The sequence below is a fragment of the Pedobacter nyackensis genome (assembly GCF_900176505.1).
GTDB lineage: Bacteria > Bacteroidota > Bacteroidia > Sphingobacteriales > Sphingobacteriaceae > Pedobacter > Pedobacter nyackensis.
The window spans coordinates 148,511-169,322 of sequence record NZ_FWYB01000007.1; the positions used below are offsets into that span (position 1 = coordinate 148,511).

Annotated in this window: 15 protein-coding genes; 5 read left to right on the plus strand and 10 right to left on the minus strand. The window is 36.5% G+C overall.

Annotated features, from left to right (window positions below; genetic code table 11):
* Window positions 1–198 precede the first annotated feature (198 nt).
* Window positions 199–1,299, plus strand: coding sequence for a hypothetical protein (locus B9A18_RS14240; protein ID WP_144009504.1), 1,101 nt, complete (start codon window positions 199–201; stop codon window positions 1,297–1,299).
* Between the two features lie 3 nt (window positions 1,300–1,302).
* Here B9A18_RS14240 and B9A18_RS14245 read toward each other — a convergent pair whose 3' ends face one another.
* The 5 genes from B9A18_RS14245 to B9A18_RS14265 all read right to left on the minus strand — a co-directional run bounded on the left by B9A18_RS14245 (window position 1,303) and on the right by B9A18_RS14265 (window position 9,557).
* Window positions 1,303–2,733, minus strand: a complete 1,431-nt coding sequence (locus B9A18_RS14245; RefSeq protein WP_084289996.1) for a RagB/SusD family nutrient uptake outer membrane protein — start codon at window positions 2,731–2,733, stop codon at window positions 1,303–1,305.
* A 98-nt stretch (window positions 2,734–2,831) separates the two neighbouring features.
* On the minus strand, window positions 2,832–4,394 hold the full coding sequence (locus B9A18_RS14250; RefSeq protein ID WP_084289997.1) for a TlpA family protein disulfide reductase: 1,563 nt from the start codon (window positions 4,392–4,394) through the stop codon (window positions 2,832–2,834).
* An 11-nt stretch (window positions 4,395–4,405) separates the two neighbouring features.
* Complete coding sequence (locus tag B9A18_RS14255) at window positions 4,406–7,600, minus strand: SusC/RagA family TonB-linked outer membrane protein (protein ID WP_084289998.1); 3,195 nt, start codon at window positions 7,598–7,600, stop codon at window positions 4,406–4,408.
* A 163-nt stretch (window positions 7,601–7,763) separates the two neighbouring features.
* Window positions 7,764–8,888, minus strand: coding sequence for a FecR family protein (locus B9A18_RS14260; protein WP_084289999.1), 1,125 nt, complete (start codon window positions 8,886–8,888; stop codon window positions 7,764–7,766).
* Between the two features lie 84 nt (window positions 8,889–8,972).
* The gene (locus B9A18_RS14265) at window positions 8,973–9,557 is read right to left on the minus strand and encodes an RNA polymerase sigma factor (RefSeq protein WP_084290000.1); all 585 of its coding nucleotides are present in this window, start codon (window positions 9,555–9,557) and stop codon (window positions 8,973–8,975) included.
* A 643-nt stretch (window positions 9,558–10,200) separates the two neighbouring features.
* Between B9A18_RS14265 and B9A18_RS14275 the strand changes: the two genes are divergently transcribed.
* The 4 genes from B9A18_RS14275 (at window position 10,201) to B9A18_RS14290 (ending at window position 12,346) form a co-directional block, all read left to right on the plus strand.
* Window positions 10,201–10,422: a hypothetical protein gene (locus B9A18_RS14275; protein WP_084290002.1), complete on the plus strand. Its 222-nt coding sequence runs from the start codon at window positions 10,201–10,203 to the stop codon at window positions 10,420–10,422.
* An 18-nt stretch (window positions 10,423–10,440) separates the two neighbouring features.
* Window positions 10,441–10,908 carry a MauE/DoxX family redox-associated membrane protein gene (locus B9A18_RS14280; RefSeq protein ID WP_084290003.1) on the plus strand — a complete coding sequence of 156 codons (468 nt, stop codon included), beginning with the start codon at window positions 10,441–10,443 and terminating at the stop codon, window positions 10,906–10,908.
* Between the two features lie 79 nt (window positions 10,909–10,987).
* Window positions 10,988–11,212, plus strand: coding sequence for a hypothetical protein (locus tag B9A18_RS14285; protein ID WP_084290004.1), 225 nt, complete (start codon window positions 10,988–10,990; stop codon window positions 11,210–11,212).
* A 123-nt stretch (window positions 11,213–11,335) separates the two neighbouring features.
* The gene (locus B9A18_RS14290) at window positions 11,336–12,346 is read left to right on the plus strand and encodes a hypothetical protein (protein ID WP_084290005.1); all 1,011 of its coding nucleotides are present in this window, start codon (window positions 11,336–11,338) and stop codon (window positions 12,344–12,346) included.
* A gap of 13 nt (window positions 12,347–12,359) precedes the next feature.
* On the opposite strand, the gene B9A18_RS14295 is transcribed toward B9A18_RS14290, so the two are convergent.
* The 5 genes from B9A18_RS14295 to B9A18_RS14315 form a co-directional block, all read right to left on the minus strand.
* Window positions 12,360–13,910, minus strand: a complete 1,551-nt coding sequence (locus B9A18_RS14295) for a TlpA family protein disulfide reductase (protein ID WP_084290006.1) — start codon at window positions 13,908–13,910, stop codon at window positions 12,360–12,362.
* Between the two features lie 21 nt (window positions 13,911–13,931).
* Window positions 13,932–15,344, minus strand: a complete 1,413-nt coding sequence (locus B9A18_RS14300) for a RagB/SusD family nutrient uptake outer membrane protein (RefSeq protein ID WP_084290007.1) — start codon at window positions 15,342–15,344, stop codon at window positions 13,932–13,934.
* Window positions 15,345–15,355: 11 nt separating this feature from the next.
* Window positions 15,356–18,679 (minus strand): SusC/RagA family TonB-linked outer membrane protein, encoded by a 3,324-nt coding sequence (locus tag B9A18_RS14305; protein ID WP_084290008.1) that lies wholly within the window; start codon window positions 18,677–18,679, stop codon window positions 15,356–15,358.
* 155 nt (window positions 18,680–18,834) lie between these two features.
* Window positions 18,835–20,016: a FecR family protein gene (locus B9A18_RS14310; RefSeq protein ID WP_084290009.1), complete on the minus strand. Its 1,182-nt coding sequence runs from the start codon at window positions 20,014–20,016 to the stop codon at window positions 18,835–18,837.
* Between the two features lie 80 nt (window positions 20,017–20,096).
* The gene (locus B9A18_RS14315; RefSeq protein WP_084290010.1) at window positions 20,097–20,681 is read right to left on the minus strand and encodes an RNA polymerase sigma factor; all 585 of its coding nucleotides are present in this window, start codon (window positions 20,679–20,681) and stop codon (window positions 20,097–20,099) included.
* Window positions 20,682–20,812: the final 131 nt, after the last annotated feature.

Sequence of the window (20,812 nt, forward strand, 5' to 3'; positions counted from 1 at the left end):
AAAACTTATTAAAAAGGCAATCCACGCTCCAAGCAGCCAATCGAACTTACAGATTGAAAAACACAGAACAACATTGGTTATATAACGATTGCAAAAGCAACATAACAATAACTAAAACGCGATTAACATCCTGGTTAAATTTGGAATAAGATATAAAGATTAGAACTAAACTGACTGCACACCATTAAATGATTACACATGAAAAAAACACTTAACTCATTATTGAGAATAACTGTTATAACTGCATTTATATCAACTATTGCACTCTTGTTAATGTATTGGTCACTCAAAAAAAACGAGGTTAATAACGGATTTAATCGCAATATTTTAGCCCATCCACTCAATTTGTTATCACAAATCAAACTTGATTCTAAACAATATCGTTTTTCTAATTCAAATCGAGACGAAATTATTATTTACGATTTCGTTAACCCCAATAAAATATCGAGAATATCATATGTTGAAAATAAATATAGTCTTGTTCACACCAAAATTCCAAAGATTCCTAAATTCTCTGGACCAGGCTACGCATTTTTTGATGGAAACGAAATAAGTATAATAAACAGATACTCTTCAGCAATTTACAAAATAAGACCCGGCGATGCTAATTATAGACAAAGGAGGCTAGATAGTGTCGTTATAAGTCATGTTGAATCCTTATCAAATAGAATATTTGTATTAATGGTACCTGAAATTAAGAAGGACAGTACAGTATTAAGAATTATCAAAAAAACTGATTTGAAAGGAGCAGAACTTAAAAGGTATTCCCCACAAGGACAAAGCGATCAATTCTTCTCTAATGATGGGTTTTACTCGTATGATAAGGCAAGTGAACGTATTATTTATGGTTATTTTTACAGGGGGGAATTTCTGTGTCTAGATACAAATCTAAATTTACTCTACAAAGCTAACACTATTGACACTAATAAAACGGCTCAAGTATATACAATAAAAAGAACAGTACCGATAGGTAATAAGTTTACATCCAGATATACTCAAACGAAACCGCCAAAATTCATTAATAAGTCCATCTCAATCTCCAATGGTGTTTTATATATTCAATCACTTTTAAAGGCCGACAACCAATCAGCTGAAGACTTCAAAAACAATTACATAGTTGACTCATATTCTATTGAGAAAGGAATTTACATCAACAGCTTTTATATCCCACGAATTAAAGGTAAGTCATTATCATATTTTAAAGTATTTTATAATAATCTTTATGCTATCTATGGAGATATTCTTCTTATATATAAAATTTCATTTAATAACCATGGGGCGCTCGCGTTTGCACCTTAATTTTTAATATCCCAAGTTCTGAATCAAGTTTATATTTCTGTTTATCTCCTCGTCCGGTATCGGATAAAGGACGTCCGTATTTTGCCAGCTAGATCCTTTCAATGGTGGTAAAATTGTATTTGCCTCAACAGTTCTTTTCAAATCAAGCCATCGGTGGCCCCACTCTGTAAATAGTTCCAGACGTCTTTGTTTTCTTATTTCCATGAGACATTGTAAAGGATTTAGTCCAGTAACTGGGGTAACAATACCGGCTCGTCTTCTGATTATATTAATATCATCAAGAGCAGGTTCAACTTGCCCTAGCCTGGCCTTCGCCTCGGCTCGTATAAGATGCAATTCAGCAAGCCTTATAACCATTGAATATTCCGTAACCGGTACTGTAACTAATGAACTTGTTCTGATCTTATATTTATAAGAATAACTATATCTACCAGTTGTATTATTTAACTCTTTAATCCAAACATTTTTTCTGTTATCCAAAGAATTATCAAATGCGGCTAACAGGTCCGGACTTAATGAAACACTTGTTGGTGTTGCAGTTAATATGAAGAATCCTCCTTCCGTAGTATTTTGTCCCGCTGGGGGCACGAGTTGCCAAATTGCTTCGGTACTGTTTTTTAGAAATACCTTATCAAGGTCGTTAACAAGAGTATACAATACTTTGTGGTTAATGACTTCCGAAGCCTTCTGAGCTGCCAGGTCCCATTTTTCCGTATACAGATAAACTCTGGAAAGAAGTGATTTAGCAACCCATTTATTCGGGCGAACTCGTTCATTAGTTACATAGCTATCACTCAATAGTGTCTCAGCATCCAATAAATCAGTAATAGTCTGGCTATAGATTGTAGCACTTGAAGACTTAGGGGCATTTTCATTTACTTTATAATTTGTATTTAATATCAATGGTACATCTCCAAAAAGATTAGTGAGATAGAAATAACAAAAAGCTCGTATGAATTTAGCTTCACCCAAAAGCTGTTTTTTTGTACTCTCTGAAACACCATTTACCACCGCCAACCCCTCAATAATCGCATTAGCTGTATAAATATAATTATATGCAGTTCTCCAAACATTATTTATCTTAGAATCATTTGTTTGAATCTGGTTCTCCGAGAAAAACTTAAGTGCATCAGAGTAGCTCTTAAGTTCATCTGCAGAAAGCCCACCGAGTACTGATACTGAAGAATTTCCTCCAGATGCAAACCCCAAAGTGTTCCCTGCCATTTGACTATATACTCCAATTACTGCAGATGTGGCTGTTTCATCATTTTCAAAGACCTTGGACCGGTCAATCCTATCTTTAGGAGGATTTATATCTAAGAACTTTTTGCAACTGCCCAGCAATATAAGAAAGGTGAACAGTAACATAATAATAATCGGACTATAAACGAATATAGTTTGAGAGCTCCTTCTAACTTTATATATTATTTTCATCGTTTTGTAATTAAAATGTAAGCTGTGTACCAATAATTTAAGTTGTAATTTAGATCAATATGCGAGCGTAATAATTTTGTCATCTGAAAATACTAGACCTACATAGAGTTCTTAACTCGAAGCTTTTGAGCGGCTAGCGCACCTCTAATTTTAGTGCTTATAAATGTGCTTTGCATTCCGTTATGTAATCTTTCAATAAGCCGACCATCTTCATCAACAAGTAGAATAAAGGGAATGGCGTTAACTTTATAATATTTAAAAAAATCGCTCTTAATCCCTTTATTTCCAATATATAAGTTTATATAATCCTCACTTGTATATTTTTTACTTTCCATACTTTGCAACCATCTTTCCTTTGATTTGTCTATACTAACACTGATAACTTTAAAATTCGAATTTTTAGAAAATTCAGGGTAAATATCCTTCTTAAATTGCTTATGAAATTGCTCACAGCCTGTACAGCCCCAACCGTAAAATTTGATTATAAAAACTTTGCCTCTAAGATCTATTGATCTAATGTATTTTTGATTAGAATCCTGAAAGGAAAAACTGAAAATTTCATTGCCCTTTTTAGTAATAACATCCCGAGATAATTCCGAAATTAAATGCGGATCTTTTATAATGTCTAATGCATCGGTAAGGCAGGAATCCTTAGAATCAAAATTTGTAATATAGCGCTGGCTAATTCCAGGATAGGCAAAAAGATATGTAATGAGCCGATCTCTTAATTCTAGATTCTCAATCGATTTCAAGCTGGAATATCTGTCCTTAAAATATAATTCTTTACCGGCACTTTCCATCGCAGCTTCAATAGCTAAATTAAAACTCTTGTGAAAAACATACCATGTACCGTATTTTAACAGGGGGTTGTCATTATTCATTTCGAGAAAGCCTGTATTCCTAGAAAGACAATACTTTGCCGAATTTTTTTTATTTTTTATTGATTTTATAAAGCCGCTATATACAAATTGTTTAGTTCTTCCTACTATACATTCATATTTGTAAAAATTCAATAGATTAGGAGACAATCTAGATTTAAATTCTGATAGGATTTTTAAACTTCTAGCCTCGCTAAGCATAGCCAATGATTTTAAAGAATCAACATAAGAATGGATTTCCGATTCATTTACTAATGAATCGGAAAATAATTTCAGACTTGTTTTAGTACGTCTATCAAAATTAACAACACTGATATGGAAGTCCATAGATTCTTTTCCCAACTGCTCTGCCAACTGATATTTTATCGCTCCAACGCCAGACACATTCAAAGAAGAATTCCTATCACCTGCTCTAAAATATAATATAACATCATCATTCGGTTCAGCAAAATGGTACAGAGACTTCAATTGTTTTTTGCCATAATAAAACACAATATCAAACATCATGAGAGGGGCTTTAATCGGTAAGCTAAATTTAAAGCTATGACCATCAAATGCTGCTTTCAGGAATATGGGGCGCTCGTAAATCTCTTTATTCTGCCAATCTCTGATTAAAACGCTATCTGGCATTTTCTCTGAGGAATCTACGGGATAAAGTGCAAACCTTGGGCTTTGGTTTTGCGTCATTTTTGCTATTGCAGTAAAATTGAGAAATAGAGAAATAAACAATAATATTTTTTTTAGTCTTTGATAGCTCTTGCTAACTTTATATTTTATTTTCATTTGTTTTGTAATTAAAATGTAAGCTGTGTACCAATAAGAATCACTCGTAGTTGAGGAAGGAAATTTGTATTTTGAATTTCTGGATCTAATCCTAGATACTTAGTAAAAGTCAACACATTCTGTCCCTGAACAAAAAATTTTGCTCGACTAATTTTAATCCTAGTCAAAAGTTTGCTAGGAAGATTATATGTTAAGGATACATTTTTTACCTTTATAAAGGACGCATCTTCAAAAGACAAACTTCCTGAAGAGGTTGCTTCGATATTAGTAATTAATACTTGTGTTGTGGTGCCATATTTTTGATACTTAGCATTATCTCCCGGATTTTGCCATCTGTTGAGTAATTCGACTGGCTTATTAACACTACTAAAATTTAGAAAAGAGCCTGGTGTATTCGGAGGTAAGCCGGTTAATCCTTGTTGTTTAACGAATTGAAATAAAATATCGAATTCAAATCCTTTATATGATAAATTATTTTGCAAGCCTCCATAGAACTTACGTCCATTGAACTTTATGACATACTGATCCCTACTATCAAAGATTCCGTTTCCATCATAATCTTCCCGATTATAGAGTCCTGTACTAGTATCTAAATATGTATTGAAAATCTTCCTTATGTCAAGCGGATATCCCTCTACATAGCGAGTGGCATCTCCTCCAGAAGTACTTAACCCGGGATAAGAAACCAGTTTGTTTTTGGGAATAGTTAAATTAAAAGAACTTGACCATTGAAATCCATTTCTATTAATATTTTTTGTATTTAATTCAAATTCCCAGCCACTATTGAGTACTGTTGCAGGCAGATTATCACGTATGGTATTAAATCCTGTTGTAGGAGCCAGTTGTCTATTTACCAATTGATTAGAAGATCTATTACTATAATAACCAGTAGATAAACTTATCTTGTCATTCAGAATACCTAATTCCAAGGCGGCTTCCAATTTCTTGTTAATTTCCCAGGCATAATCTGGATTGGCCAGTCCTGATGGTGTAATCGCTGATGCTCCTTGATAACTTGCAGAGAGACCTGTTTGACTGCCCCACATTGGTAAATACCCGTAATCACCTATTTGGTCACTGCCCGTGATACCATAGCTCCCGCGTAATTTGGCAAAACTGATTATCGGGATTTGCTTAATGAATTTTTCTTCACTAAAAACCCAAGCTGCTCCAATGGCTCCAAAATTCGCAAAACGGTTTTCACTGCCAAAACGAGTGCTGCCATCTCTTCTTCCTGTCATATTCAATATATACTTGCCATTAAATGCATAGTTTATACGTCCAAAAACAGCAGTATAACGATATTGAAGATACTGTCTTGATGAGACCGTTAATGTAGATGCCGATCCTATGTTTTCAAGTAACGCATCGTTAGTATAACCGGTTGCAGTAATATTTTGGCCGTCAGTAGTATTTTCTTGAAAAGTTGTTCCTAGAAGCAATTCAAATTTCCCTTTGCCTAGTTGTTTAGTCCAGTTGACTTGGGGTTCAACTATCCATGTATCTATGGAATTAGCCCCAAAGCCCGCAGATCTTGCTGCAGCAGCAGCAGGATTCTGTACACTGAATGGCCTAGAACTAAAGTTTTTTGAAGACATGGTGGTATAGCCAAGACTTGTACTTATTTTCAGTCCAGGAGTAAGGTTATAACTTAACAAAGCGTTACTAATCAAATTATTGTTTCTTACATTAAAAGGCGTCATGGTAATCGCGAATGGATTTACACCCATAGTTTTATTTTCCCAGTTTAATGACCCATCTGAGTTTTGCAATGCGGGAAAATTTGGGGATAGATATATATAGCGAACAATATCATCATTAAAAAGATCAGTTATTGTGTTACTATAATTTGCTGAAAAAGAAGCATTAAATTTTTTATTACTTGAATTGTATCTCAAACTGCTATTCCCGACTATTCTAGAAAAAGAATGTTCTCCGGGGTACACTGTTCCTTCTTTATAATAATTACTACCGATCTGATATTGTAAATTTTCAGTTCCACCAGATAATGAAGTCAAGAAATTAGTGGTTTGAGCAGTCCCACCAATCAATTCTTTCTGCCAATCGGTATCCTTTTTTTGATCCCAAGTACCATTAATATCATATTCTGTAGCGTATTGTGTTGAAGTAGTAGTTAATCTGTCATTTGTAAAATATGCTTCTCTTCTCATTTCGAGGTATTGATCGGTATCCATCAAGTCTAATTTCCGTCCTACTCTAGATACCCCTTGAGTAAAAGAAACCGATGTTTGAGCCTTGCCTATTGCCCCCTTTTTTGTCGTAATTAAAATAACGCCATTAGCTCCACGAGAACCGTAGATAGCAGTTGCATCTGCATCTTTTAAAACTTCAATGCTGGCAATATCGTTCGGACTAATGCTTGCCAAAGGGTTTGCGTTAGGAATTATCTGAGATCCCGTTGCACCAATGTTAGGAGTAATTGCAGTCGCTGTAAAGGGAACACCGTCAATGACATAAAAAGGGTTATTACCTTGTGTAATGCTGTTTCTACCTCTTACCTGGACAGTAAATCCCCCACCTGGCACACCTGTATTTTGTGTCACCTGAAGGCCAGGAATATTAGCCTGCATCGCAGCAAGCACATTATTCACCGGTTGTTTTTCGATATCTTTTGAAGTGATTTTAGAAATTGATCCGGTTCTTTCTCTATCTTTTACCTTGTAATATCCTGCGTTGATTTCTACTTCTTTAAGGTTATCGGTATTTTGAGTTAATTGTATATTTCCTAGGTTTTCGGTTGCTTTGATTTCTTTGGTGTTGTAGCCGATGAATGAGATTACCAAAGTCGCGTTTTCATCTACATTTTGTAAACTAAACTCACCATTAGCATTTGTAGACGTACTATTAGTCCCCCCCTTAACCTTCACAGTCGCACCCAGCAATGGCTGATTATCCTCACCCACCACCCGACCACGCACCTCAATACCCAAGAAAAATAGCGAGTTCTTCAAGACTTCGTTAATTGAAACATCTTCAGATTTAGCCGCCAAGGGCATGTCGAACGTTAGCCGGTTTTCATACCATGCTAAATCATAACCCATTGGTGGTTTGACAAAAGAGCCATCTGCAGCACTTAATTGGAAACCTGGAGCTAAAATCATGACAGTGGTTAGTTGCATGAGAAATAGAATCTTATGGGTATACTGCATGAGTACATCCCATTTCAGGTAGTTATTTTTTTTCATTTCATCGTTTTTAAAACAAGGCTTAGACGCTCGATGAAAAAGCTTATTTTGCTTAATGTGCAAAATTACCTAAGTTTGCTTGTCTGGTTAGTTGATACGTAATTAATTCAATAAGGAATCAGTCATTTGGGTCAGCTGTGTTGTAGCACAACTGGCCTTTTATTTAACACATTACAGTAATCCTCCTTCCTTCGATTTTAAATTTAACCTCTCCCGTTTTTTCCAGCATCTTCAATACCTGAGAGACATTTTTAAATTTCGAGATCGTTCCATTAAAAATCTTATTTTCCAATTGCTGGTCAGCATATACCACCTCTACATTATACCAGCGTGCAATCTTCTTCATGATGCCCGCCAAATCCTCTTTTGCAAACATGAATTCGCCATTTTTCCAGGCAACAGCCTGATCTATATCGGCTGTGCTCAATTGTATAGTAGAACTGCTGGTCACAGACTGCTGTCCGGGTTTAAGGATAGCGTCTCCACCTTTAGAGAAGACTTTGACTGATCCTTCAAGAAGCGTTGTTTTGGTATCAGGTTCATCTTTATAACTATTGATGTTAAAGTGTGTGCCCAACACGAGTACTTCTTGTTTATCTGTTTTAACAATGAATGGCATTTTTTGCTTCATTTTAATAACTTCAAAATAAGCTTCACCTACCAGACCAACTTTACGTTCACCCAAACTACTTTTTAAAGAAGTGCGGTAGGTTAAACTTGAGCCAGCATTGAGCCATACCCTGGTCCCATCTGGTAGTACGATTTTATACTGGCCGCCTTTAGGCGTTGTAATTGTATGGTATTCTAAAGTATTTAATTTTGATTCCACTACTTTATAAACCAGGGTGCCATCTTCAATTTTTATGATTTCAATACCTGACTCGTTAAATAATGAGCCGCCTCTCACTTCACTTAAATTAATTTTTGTTCCATTTGCCAGGGTTAAAATGGCTGTATCTGTACCAGGACTAATATCATTGGCGTAAGCTACAGGTACTGGTGATTCCATAAAGAATAGCATCCACGTAACAGCTACAATTGCAATTGTGATTGATGCAGCTATCATAATAATAGGCAATGGCAAGGTCATTTTTTTAGTCTCCGGGCTTGAAAAAACTTCTGATCTTACGACCACCCGTCTAGCAAATTTCTCTAATTCAGAAGCTGAGAGGGCTGAAGTTTCGACATTTTCTTTTGTGTGAAACATCTCTACTAAAACCCGTTCCTCAAAGCTGCATTTACCTTCTTTATCTTTTTGAAGTAAATCACCTGGATCCTTAATTTCCATCTTATTAGATTTTTGAGTTAATTGGCTATTTAAACAATGACGAGATCCTATTAGTTAAGTACGCATTGATACGAAAAAAATAAGCTAAATTTCAAATACGAGATAAATGAGAATAATTAAAAAATGACCTAACTGACTTCTTAGCATTCTTAAAGCGCGCTGCATGTTACTTTTAACCGAATTTTCTGGCATATTTAAACTCAAGGCTATTTCTTTGCGTGTCATATCCGTTTTTCTATTCAGTTCAAAGACCTTTCTCATATTTTCAGGAAGTGCAGCAATTTCGCGCTCGATTAGCGTCAGCAAATCATTATACCTTACCAAATGATCTGTTTTATTATATTCCTCCGATAGAAAATCCCTAAAATTGTCTATGTATTTTTGGGATACCTTTTGATGTCTATGGTGATCTAAAACACGATTTCTAACAGCTGTAAAAATAAAGGGTTCTAATCCCTTGTGAATTACTAACTCCAGACGTTTTTCCCATAAATCTGCCCAAACATCACACACTATATCTTCCGACAATGGTAAATCAGCCACTCTTCTGTATGCAAAATTAATTAGCAAACCACTGTAGCGCTTTACTATTTCATTGAAAGCACTATGATCTGAAGTCCTTAGCAAGTCTACTAATTCGACATCAGAAAGTTCTTTATAATCAGTCATTTTCGTATTCTTAAATGTTCGTATCCAAATCAATCAGGGATGATATTTTTAGAATATTACATTTAGAGTGCTGCGAGGTCTTCAGGTGCTGCTTTCGTTGGTTATAATCACCTTTACCGCCCCGTAATCTGAAGATATCGGGAAAGTATTTTGAGATGGTACTATAAGTATTTATCAGAGAACAAGCATCGTTGTTTTCTTTGCCAGGAACGTTAAGGTGAGAGCCAATTAATGGTTGATAGCTAGCTAATGCGCTCATGCTCCGTTCTTTTTTCTGCTTTATTATAAAATTATTTAACATACTTTACAAGAGAGCGTTAAATATTTTAAATGTCTTAATTTGATCATTATCCAATCAGAATTGGGATATTTTTTCAAATCTGATGTTAAGACACACCAGAGACTAAAATCGGGTAGATGAAGATGAAATATTTTCCAAAAAAGGTGGACTTTAACGACAATCAACCTGCTAAGACTTCAGATTTTTTGAGAGGGAAGTCCATTTGAACTGAAAAAAATAGTCCTCAAATTAGGTATAACAAAACGGAAATATAATCATCCCTGGAGCCACGGGCTAAATAAGGGAATTAGCCCGGGCTCTTTTTTAATAGAGTTTTATGAGTAGGCATTTAAAATCAAAAATATGAAAAATTTATTCCTTGCCGTTGCATTAGCTATGGCAGCTATAGGCGGAGCATTTGCACAATACACTCATATTCAAGGCGGACCGTCTGAATTTAACTGTACATTAGATGTAAATCCAACATGTGGTGGAGAATACGGATACCCACACATTTTCCATGCAAACGATATCTTTCCAATTTTAGAATTTGAGGTATATGACCGTATGTATGTACAAAATTAATAAGGTTTAGTTATCAAAATGGAAACGACAATTAATAAACAATCTCGCTTCAACATTTCAGATAAGACGAAAAATAATATTGCTGACATCATAGCCTGTTTGTATGCGCTACTCTTTTTGTATACTGCAACGAGCAAACTAATAGAGTATGATAAATTTCAACTTCAGATAAGTAAATCGCCAATCATCACAGATTATGCAAACCTATTGGTCTGGATGGTACCAGCCCTGGAAATTATCATTTCTATTATACTCCTGATTAATAGAGTCCGCATAATAGGCTTGTATGCAGCATTAATGCTCATGTGCCTGTTTACCGCTTACATTATAGCCATTTTAAACTTTACAAATCATATACCATGCGCCTGTGGCGGAGTATTGCAAAATTTAGGCTGGACAGCGCATTTGATATTTAACATCGTATTTGCACTATTAGCTATTGCAGGCATTTTACTACAAAACAAAGGCTCACGAAGCCTCTTATGATATTCTTTGGCCAATTGAATCAGGGGATGCCGAAAACCTGTAACCGTAAGAGTAGGCCCTTAAATCAGAAAATAAAAAAATGAAAAAACTATTCTTTATCGCTGCATTAGCTATGGTAGCTATAGGTGGAGCATTTGCACAATACAGCACCACTCAATTCGGACCAGATGAGTTTAACTGTACAATCGCCGCCGCACCATTATGTGGTACCGAAGTTGTTGGAACGTTCTATCTGGCTGGCTCTGCCGAGGAAGCCCCTGCCGGAGCATACGATCTTCAGTATGTAGATAATATTAATCCCTAATTATTTTTAAGATTAGGCTTACATTTTGTAATCCTAATCTTAAAAAACTTACAGATGATCAAATAAATCATGAAGAAAAAAGTTATAATAATAAGTTTGGTCCTTTGTCTAAGCTGTTTGAGCATGATAGTGCTTTACATTTATTCAAATAGAAATTCAAATGTAAAAAATGGCTTCGTTCGAACATTTTCCAAAGAGAAAATCCTATTAAAAGGAAAAGCTGTGCTGGTTCAAAATAGTTATGCTATAGCTGATATAAGCCCTGAAATTATTACGATTTACAATGCGCTTAAACCATACGAAATCACAACCATTACAACTGACTTTAAAAGTCAAAACACATACAAATTACCGTTCCCTACAGACAAAGAAAAACTTTTCGGCCTGAACAAGTTAGCTTTTATAGGATCCTCAAAAATTCTTTTAACCGGTAGAACAGCGGCAGCTTACGCTACAAATGCTAACCCAAAATCTTTAAAAACAAGCCAGCTGGATCGTACTCCCTTTTACAATTCCGAAATACTAAATCCAAATTCTTTTGTTTTTGTTTCAAAAAAAATGGAAGGAAAAGCTAAACGAAAAGAGCTTAAAAGAGTAAACTGGCAAGGTAAAGAGCTATATAGCTATCTACCCGAGAAGCAAATTGATGGATACTATTGTACAGACGGGCAATTAAGCTATGATACTGATGCGAAGCTATTGACTTATATGTTTTATTATAGGGGAGAATTTATTTGCCTGGACACCTTGCTAAATGTAGTTTATCACGCAAAAACAATTGACACAGTTAAATACGCTAAAATCAAACTGAAACATGCAACACAACTTGTCAATGGAAAAAAAATAAATAAAGCAGTTCCTTCAACACCTCCAAACGTGGTCAATAAAAGGATTTGCATGACAGCAGATAAAGTATATATGCACTCCAATTTAAAAGCGGATAACGAGACCAGTGAAGATTTCAACAACTCTCAGGTAATCGATGTTTACGACTTGAAAAACGGACAATATACAGTTAGTTTTTATTTACCCAGAGTAGATAAAAAATCACTAACTGCATTTAGAGTTTATAAGAACTCCCTGATAGCATTATACCATAATACACTGGTAATGTTCGACTTAAACACACGCTAATCTGGATTAAAAATCACTTGCTAACCTGCTCATTAAATGCAGTTCGGATCATTTCCTTAATTGATAATGGCCCCATCGATTGTAAATTATATTCTACAATTCTGCCATTCTTGTCTACAAGTAATACCCATGGAACACCCTGGATTTCGTATTTCTTAAAAATGGGATGGTTAAATGCTACACCAGTACAAAGATTTGTTGAGCCTGGCTGAGTATAAAGTCCGCTTTTTATAGCTTTTAACCAACTCTCCTTTGTTTTGTCTACGTTTACGCTAAGCACCTTGAAATCAGGATTATTTGCAAATTCAGGATAAACATCGTTCTCAAAACGTTTTGCAAATATTGAACAGGGGCCACATCCATAACCGTAGAAATCTATAATAAACACCTTCCCTTTTAAATCAGCTAAGGTCACTGGATTACCTGCTGTGTCTTGAAATGAAAAATCGTACATTTTAGCCCCCGCCCCAAACAAAAGCTGATGCTTAAGAATAGCCCTTAGTTCCGGATTCTTCACAATCCTCAAAGCATCATTCAGACAGGAATCCCTACTTCCCTTATTATTGATGTACTTTTGATACCCCGTTACTTTAAAAAGATTAGTAATCATATTATCCCGTAACGCTGTATTTTTAGTTTCTTTGATGGCATTATACTGTACATAAAATGGATAGCCCTTGCCATTCGTTTTAAAATTTGTTTCATCCATGATGTCAATGCTCAGTTGTTGCCTATATTGAACAGCATATTTAAACAAAGACGACTTTGGCATAGCTGGTCTTAAAAGATCTACATTTGAAAAATAAAAATCGGCGATTGCTTGCTTACCACCCTCAGTATTAGCATGCTTAAAGAACTGTTGCATCTTATGACGGAAATAAGAATAACAAGTAAGTTCATAATGATAAAAGTTAGTGATATTCTTCCCCAATTGCTTTTCATATTTAAATAAGGTATCCTGGGCACTACTCATACCATAACTAACGCATTCATGTAAATCGTTAAGCATTTTTTTAAACTCAAATGTTTTATAATAGTCCGGAGATTCCAATTTCCATCCCTTATCCTTTACATATTGATTCGGAAGATCCATTATCCCTTTAAAAGCATCCGCCTTGATTTGGTATAAAAGGTTGCCAACCCTATATTTTTCTGCCCCCTTACCTGAAAACATTAAACCACCGATGTAATGGTCTCCATTATCTTTACCTTTTTTAACACCAATAGTGATTCGATCTGAGGGCTCAGCATAATAGATATCACACTTTCGAACAACTTCTTTATTATAAAAAAACTGCAGTGTAAATGGAGAAAGAGGTTGATTTCCGCAAAGGACAAATTTAAACGTCCCATCTGAACTTGTTTTATTAATTTTTATAATTTCTCTTCCATAATTACCATTAACAATCCCTTTAAAAAAAAGGACCACCAAACTATCTGGCATGGGTTCATTTAAGTCAGCCTTTATGGAAAAACAAGGCGATTCAATTTTTCTTTCCTGTGCGTGTAGTTTAACCGCAGCAACACATAAAAGCAATAGTATACCACTCAATAGCTTTTTCATCTTTCGTTGATTTAATTTCTACTAATAGCCTGGGTTTTGGCCCATATTAGGGTTTTTACTCCGCTCAGCATCAGGAATAGGATACAACACATCTGTATTCTGCCAGGTTGCTCCTTTTAAGGGCGCAAGAACAGATATTGCCCGGTTGGTCCTTTTCAAATCAAGCCACCTGTGGCCACATTCAGAAAATAGTTCAATCTTTCTTTCTTTTTCTACGGCCAGTAAGGCGTCGGCTTTACTTAAAGTTGAAAGGATGTCAGGCAAAGGGTAAGGAATTGCGGTTGTAGGTAACGCTCTTGCCCGCTTACGAAGTATATTTAAATCAGCTATACCTAATGGAATTTCATTAGCATGAATTCTGGCTTCTGCTCTGATTAAATACAGTTCAGCCAACCTAATGACCATTGAGTATTCGGCAATCCCCGTTGTGGCTGTAGTGGTCCTAATTTTGCATTTAAATGGATAATAGTACTTACCAGTGGTATTACTATATTCTCCTACCCATTTTACTCTTCTATTGTCTCCAGACTCAAATTTAGAAATAAGATCAGGGGAAAGAGACGTCGTAGCCGGAGTAGCATTCAATATAAAGAAGGCCCCTTCATTGGTATTACCTCCTGCGGTGGGCATCAATTGCCAAACTGTTTCCGTACTGTTCTTTAGAAATACTTTATCCAAATCGTCGATAAGCGAATACATAGGCTTTTGATTGATGACTTCTGTCGCTTTTTGCGCAGCAAGATCCCATTTTTCCATATAGAGATAAACTCTCGAAAGCAATGCTTTTGCAGCCCATTGGTTAGGCCTTATGCGTTCAATAGAGATATAATTGGAAGAAAGTAAAATTTCGGCATCTATAAGATCAGCAATGATCTGAGCATAGATCTTTTCCTTTGGTGATCTGCTTGCTATTTCGTTAATTCTATAATCAGTCGTTAAATTTAAGGGAACGTCTCCAAAATTATTCAGCAAATAGAAATAACAAAAAGCCCTAACAAACTTCGCTTCACCTTCAATCTGCTTTTTAATGTTTTCAGTAACGCCCTTAGATAAAGGAAGTCCTTCCAATATTGCATTTGAAGTATAAATATATCTATACGGTTCAGTCCATAAACTGGATGTGTAAGTACTCCTGGTTTGTATTTCATTTTTATATAACTCATCGTATGTTGCACCATGACTTTTAAATTCATCCGCCGAAAAACCATTAATGACTGCAACAGAATTTAGCCCTCCACCAAAGACTGAAGTAGACACGGCCATCCTGCTATAAATCCCTGTAATTGCAGATGTAGCTGTTTCATTATTTTCAAATATCTGTTCAGGCTTTATCGCGTCTTTTGGAGGAGGTATTTCCAGGAATTTCTTACAGGAAGTACAAACCATTACAAACAGCAAGAAGAATACAAATCTTATTTTTATTATCGTTTTCATGACAGCTAATATTAAAGTGTTATTTGTAACCCGGCTGTATAGACCTGGAGCGATGGCAGATTATTTGGCCTTTGAATTTCCGGATCAAGTCCCTTATATCTGGTAATGGTGAACACATTTTGACCTTGCACAAAAAATCTGAAATCATTAAGCTTCAGCCTTTGAATAAGCTTAACAGGTAGACTATAAGAAAGAGAAATGCTCTTTAACCTTATAAACGAATTGTCCCCAAAAGCCTGGCTTCCTCTTGTTGTTGAATTAGTATAGCTGGCGGTTGCAGTAGTCGATGTGCTGAATTTCTGCAAGATTGAAACATCCCCTGGATTTTGCCAATGATTACCAAGCGCATTTAATTGATTATCAACAGGATTAAGCACAACAAAGCGTCCAGGGGTGGTAAAACTGTTAAAACCGCCTTCGCCAGTCTGCTTAACAAATTGCAAAAGAAAATCAAGCGCTATTCCTTTATAGGAAAGCGAGTTTTGCAAACCACCATAAAATTTACGGCCCCTGGAAATAATGACATACATATCCCTCGAATCGAATACACCATTCTTATCGTAATCTTCAATGGTGTACAATCCTGTTTGTGAATCTAGACTTGTATGATAAGATTTAAAAATAGAAAGCGATTTCCCAATTACATACAGGTTGTTATCACCACTGCTTTCTATTCCCGGGTAACTAATTAACTTGTTTCTGGGAATCGTTAAATTGAAAGATGTCGACCAATTAAAAGATCTTGCTGAAATATTTGTTGTTCTTAAATCAAACTCCCAGCCGGTATTGCCTACCGTTGCAGGTAAATTATCAGTTATAGCGCCAAATCCTGTGCTTGGTGAAATTGTCTGAAAAACCAATTGACTGGATGATCTATTACTGTAATAGCTGGTAGAAAGATTGATCCTGTTCTTAAAAAAACCTATCTCAAACGCTGCTTCTGCTTTTTTATTTACTTCCCAGGCATAGTTTGGATTTGCCAATTGTTGAGGAATTATAGTAGCAGCACCTTGATAGGTATTAGTGTTTGTTCTCCAAAGATTTAAATAACCATAATCAGGTATATTGTCATTTCCGGTAATACCATAACTACCTCTTAATTTTGCAAAGCTGATAAAAGGAAGCTGGTCTTTTACAAATCCTTCCTCGCTGAGGATCCAGGCGGCTCCGACTGCTCCAAAATTAGCGAACTGCTTATTTGTACCAAAACGGCTGCTTCCATCTCTCCTTACTGTCATATTAATGATATACTTATCCAGAAGGGCATAGTTTAAACGTCCATATAATGCAGCATAACGATATTGTAAATAAGATCGCTGAGAAATTGAGAACAATGATGCTGAAGCAATATTCCCCATCAAGGCATCACTTGTAAATCCTGAACCTCTAATTTCCTGCCCCTCCCTTAAACTCTGCTGTAAAGTCATTCCCAAAAGCATACTCAACTTACCGGTACCAATTTTTTTAATCCAGTCGGCCTGTCCCTCTACAATCCAGCTATTGGCTGAGTTATTAGTGAAATAAGAAACCCGACTTTCTGAATTCAGATTAAGAATCGGGCTATAAGTACTTAAAGGAAGCTGACTGGTCTCATTTCGGTTCATAATGGTATATCCTATACTCGCTTTAACCTTTAAATCCCGAATAATACTATAACTCAACTTAGCATTAGCAAGCAAATTAGTCGTTTTTGTATCATAAGGCTGGCGGGTAATGGCAATAGGATTGGAATACATGGTATTATTTGCCCAGTTCAATTCTCCCCTTTCATCCAGCAAAGCCGGGTAATTTGGTACTAGTTTAATGAATTGGGTTAAATCGGTACTAATCAAACTATTATCTACCTGGCTATAATTTGCATCAAATGCCGCATTGAATTTCTTATTATCAGAAACATATTGAATACTAAAGTTCCCTGAGTTTCTTCCAAATGAGCTTTCACCTGGAAATACGGTCCCTTCTCTATAATAACCTCCACCAATTAAATAGGTGATATTACTCGCGCCCCCTGAGAATGAGGTTTGGATATTCGTTGTGGGTGCGTTTCGGCCTATTAATTCCTTTTGCCAATCGGTATATCTATTTTGATCCCAGGTGCCATTTATATCATAATCTGTCGCAGAAGCTGCCACTTTATCGTTTGCCATCGCTTCCCGGCGCATGTCCAGATACTGAGCAGTATTCATCAGGTCTAATTTCTTACCTACCCTTGCAATACCCTGACTGGCAGAAAAGGATGCTTTTGCTTTCCCGATTTTACCTTTTTTGGTGGTAATCAGGATTATTCCATTTGCTCCTCTTGAGCCATAGATTGCGGTGGCATCTGCATCCTTTAGCACCTCAATACTTTCAATATCGTTTGGATTGATACTCGTAAGCGGGCTCGACTCTCTAGTCGTAAAGGTCCCATCCCTTGAACCTCCGATAGGTACCGCTAGAAACGGAACACCATCAATAATATAAAAAGGTTGGTTCCCCTGCTTTAAACTATTCTGCCCTCTTATCTGAACGGTAAAACCACCACCGGGCATACCCGTACTCTGTATAACTTGCACCCCCGGAATATTCGCCTGCATCGCTTGCAGAACATTATTTACGGGCTGGTTCTCAATTTCTTTCGATGTAATTTTAGAAATCGCTCCGGTCCGCTCTCGTTCCGACACCGTATAATACCCCGCATTGATAATAACTTCCTGGAGTTTATCATTACTTGGTATAAGTTTTATATCTCCCAACCTTTCGGCTGCCTTTATTTCCCTCCTTTCATATCCGACAAAAGAGATAACCAGGATTTCATTCTCGCCAACATTTTTTACCCCAAACTCTCCATTAGCATTGGTTACTGTGGCAGTTATTGCTCCCTTAATCTTTACAACTGCACCCACTAAAGGCCCATTATTTTCATCAACCACCCGGCCACGGACGTCAATATTCGAAAAAAACTCCAACACACCATCAATCAGGGTTTCTTCTTCCTCCTTAATGATGATATTGTTATCAATGATTTCATAGTTTACCGGAGTACCATGCAGCGCAACTTTCAGGACCTGCTTAATGGAGGCATTTTTAAATTTAGCCTCCAGGGGCATGTCGGAGGCTAGCCGGTCCTCATACCAGACTACATTATAGTCCATTTGTCGTTTGATCTCTCGAAACAACTCCTTAATCGTTGTGTTTTTTTTATTATAGTTAAGCCTTTGCGCAAAAGAGCCGTCTGCAGCGCTTAATTGAACAACGAGAGCTAAAATTATGACAGTGGTTAGCCGCATGTAAAATAAAATTTTACGGATATACCACATGAGTACATCCCATTTCAGGTAGTTAATTTTTGACATTTCATCGGGTTTAAAACAAGGCTTAGAGGCTCGATGAAAAGCTATTTTGCATACTGTACAAAATTCCCTAAGTTTGCTTGTCTGTTGGTTGATAGCTGATTAATTCAATAATAGGCAACATTGGGCCAGATGTGTTAGCGCACAACTGGCCTTTTTTAACGCATTACGGTTACCCTCCTTCCTTCGATCCTGAATTTAACCTCCCCAGTTGCTTCCAGCATCTTCAATACTCGAGAGACATTTTTAAATTTCGAAATTGTTCCATTAAAGACTTTATTTTCCAATTGTGGGTCGGCATACACCACCTCTACATTGTACCAACGTGAGATTTTCTTCATGATGCCTCCCAGTTCTTCTTTTGCAAACATGAATTCCCCATTTTTCCAGGCTACAGCTTCTTCTATATCGGCTGCGCTCAATTCAAAAGCAGAGCCATTGGTAACAGATTGCTGCCCCGGTTTAAGGATGGCATACCCGCCTTTAGCCGATACTTTAACGGATCCTTCAAGAAGCGTTGTTTTGGTATAGGATTCGTCATCATAACTGTTGATGTTGAAGTGTGTGCCCAATACAGTTAGTTCCTGTTTGTCGGTAATTACTTTAAACGGTACTGGCCTTGGACCGCGCTGATCCCCATAAACAGCTCGCATTGGCTTTACTTCAAAATAAGCTTCACCACTGAGATACACCCTGCGTTCCGATAAATTCTCAAAATTAGATGGAAAACGGATCTTTGATCCTGCGTTAACCCATACATTGGTACCATCAGGTAAGGAAATACTATACTGACCACCTTTGGGCGTAACCATTAAGTTTAAAGCACCTTCATTTTTTACGCGGGTAGGTTTTGAAATATCATCAGCATTAAATCTAAACTGCAATTGCCCATCGGCCATTTTTATAATTTCAACATTGCGGTCTTTGGCAAGTTGCCCATTTTTGGCTTCCGCTAAATTGATTGTTTTACCATCTGCTAAAGTCAGCGTTGCCTGATTAGAGCCCGGTTTTACATCATTTGCATAGTTTTCGACTGCAGAGTTATCCTTTTTAAGGAGGAAAAAGAGCCCAAAAACAACTGCAGCAACAGCGGCAGCCATAGTAACGACTTTAACAAAAGGATAAGATCTGGGTTTATGAATCAGGTTTGATGGAAGAGCGGACTGAAAAGACACAGCTGACCATATTTTATGACTAGCGTCATGATGATCTTCCTCTGTCAGATCTGTTGGCTGATCAGCATTAAAGTTGTGAAACCACCTCTGAAGTTTTGCCTGTTCCTCATCAGTACACTTTCCCTCACTGTTTTTTTTAATTAAGTTTTTAAGATCGTTATTCATTTCAGTTTTGGGTTATTTTTTCACATCACAGGTCAAGACGTGCCAAATACTAAAATCGGGTAGATGGAAATAGAATATTTTTATTTTTCCACCAGATGCGCCAAATACACCAAATAAACAACAATCCCAAGTTTAGAACGTAGCACTCTTAAAGCATTTTTTATTTGCGTAGCAACGGTATGTTCCGACAATGTAAGGGTAGCGGCGATTTGCTTGTTACTTAAACCATCTTTGTGTCTCAGCAAAAATACTTCCCTCATTTTTCCAGGCAATGCATCAATCTCTTTTTGTATCGTTTCCTTAATTTCCTTTTCTCTGATCATATAATCTGTTGAAGAGGTATTATTCGTTGTTTCTTTAAAAGAGGCCTCATGTGCCCAGGTAATTTTTTTATGTCTGAAAATGCCTAATGCTTTGTTTAAAGTCGCTTTGAACAGATAGCCGGATAGCGTTGTCATTATAGGAAAATCGTCTTTACACTTCCATAAATTAACATATACATCCTGAACTGCGTCTCTCGCCTCTTCTTTGTCCTGAAGCTTCCTATAGACATAGTTGTATAATAAGGGCTGATAGCGTTGATAAATTTCTGCAAATGCAGCTTCGCTGCCCGACCTCAAAAGATATACCAGCTCCATATCAGAAACATGTTCATAATTTCTCATAAACCCCGAGAGTTAAATACCCTACTATCCTGTATTAAATTTAACGAAACAGGGTAGCGTTCCGGCTGTTCATTTTGTTCATTTTGGTTTAAATTCATCTAGTTATTTTTTGTTATTCAATTGTCAGATGG

Bases quoted from the DNA above. Each gene is read 5' to 3' on its own strand.
- B9A18_RS14295 (WP_084290006.1), bottom strand. From the start codon at position 13,910: ATGAAAAAGCTATTGAGTGGTATACTATTGCTTTTATGTGTTGCTGCG.
- B9A18_RS14310 (WP_084290009.1), bottom strand. From the start codon at position 20,016: ATGAATAACGATCTTAAAAACTTAATTAAAAAAAACAGTGAGGGAAAG.
- B9A18_RS14265 (WP_084290000.1), bottom strand. From the start codon at position 9,557: ATGACTGATTATAAAGAACTTTCTGATGTCGAATTAGTAGACTTGCTA.
- B9A18_RS14290 (WP_084290005.1), top strand. From the start codon at position 11,336: ATGATAGTGCTTTACATTTATTCAAATAGAAATTCAAATGTAAAAAAT.
- B9A18_RS14255 (WP_084289998.1), bottom strand. From the start codon at position 7,600: ATGAAAAAAAATAACTACCTGAAATGGGATGTACTCATGCAGTATACC.
- B9A18_RS14300 (WP_084290007.1), bottom strand. From the start codon at position 15,344: ATGAAAACGATAATAAAAATAAGATTTGTATTCTTCTTGCTGTTTGTA.
- B9A18_RS14280 (WP_084290003.1), top strand. From the start codon at position 10,441: ATGGAAACGACAATTAATAAACAATCTCGCTTCAACATTTCAGATAAG.
- B9A18_RS14285 (WP_084290004.1), top strand. From the start codon at position 10,988: ATGAAAAAACTATTCTTTATCGCTGCATTAGCTATGGTAGCTATAGGT.
- B9A18_RS14245 (WP_084289996.1), bottom strand. From the start codon at position 2,733: ATGAAAATAATATATAAAGTTAGAAGGAGCTCTCAAACTATATTCGTT.
- B9A18_RS14250 (WP_084289997.1), bottom strand. From the start codon at position 4,394: ATGAAAATAAAATATAAAGTTAGCAAGAGCTATCAAAGACTAAAAAAA.
- B9A18_RS14240 (WP_144009504.1), top strand. From the start codon at position 199: ATGAAAAAAACACTTAACTCATTATTGAGAATAACTGTTATAACTGCA.
- B9A18_RS14315 (WP_084290010.1), bottom strand. From the start codon at position 20,681: ATGAGAAATTATGAACATGTTTCTGATATGGAGCTGGTATATCTTTTG.
- B9A18_RS14275 (WP_084290002.1), top strand. From the start codon at position 10,201: ATGAAAAATTTATTCCTTGCCGTTGCATTAGCTATGGCAGCTATAGGC.
- B9A18_RS14305 (WP_084290008.1), bottom strand. From the start codon at position 18,679: ATGTCAAAAATTAACTACCTGAAATGGGATGTACTCATGTGGTATATC.
- B9A18_RS14260 (WP_084289999.1), bottom strand. From the start codon at position 8,888: ATGGAAATTAAGGATCCAGGTGATTTACTTCAAAAAGATAAAGAAGGT.